Below are 575 nucleotides of genomic sequence, written 5' to 3' on the forward strand. Positions count from 1 at the left end.
GGGAGGATGGCACGCCCATCACCTACAACGACTACCTCTTCGACTGGGCGTCCAACAACCCGCCGTCGATCTACGGCGAGCCGCCGGCCGACGACCCGGACTACGTCCCGGCGTTCAACACGGTCGCCGCCGACTGGGGCATCTACGTCCCGGACGGCCCGCAGGGTGAGCTGAACGGCAAGACGTTCACGATCACCTACCCCGAGCCCTACCCGGACTACCAGCTGATGGTCGGCGGTGCGCTGCCCGCGCACGTGGCCGCGGAGCAGTCCGGTATGACGCCGGAGGAGCTGGTCACCGCGATCCAGGAGGGCGACGTTGACGCGATCGCCCCGGCGGCGGAGTTCTGGAACACCGGCTGGCTCTCCCCGGAGAAGACCCTGCCGGAACCGATGATCGCCCAGTCCAGCGGCCCATACACCATCGACGCGTCCAAGGGCGCGGAGTGGAGCGTTGGTGAGTACATCACCCTCGGCCCGAACGACGTCTACTGGGGCCCGCCGCCGGCGACCTCCAACCTGACGTTCCGCTTCGCGGCGCCGGAGACCCACGTCCAGGCCCTGAGCAACGGTGAC

General features: G+C 68.9%; 1 protein-coding gene. It reads left to right on the forward strand.

The features are described 5' to 3' along the window. The coding region (locus MWU75_RS19650) for an ABC transporter substrate-binding protein (protein ID WP_247094148.1) at nt 1–575 on the forward strand (575 nt) is incomplete at both ends.

Source organism: Ornithinimicrobium sp. F0845 (assembly GCF_023015765.1).
In the GTDB taxonomy this organism is placed as follows: Bacteria; Actinomycetota; Actinomycetes; order Actinomycetales; family Dermatophilaceae; genus Ornithinicoccus.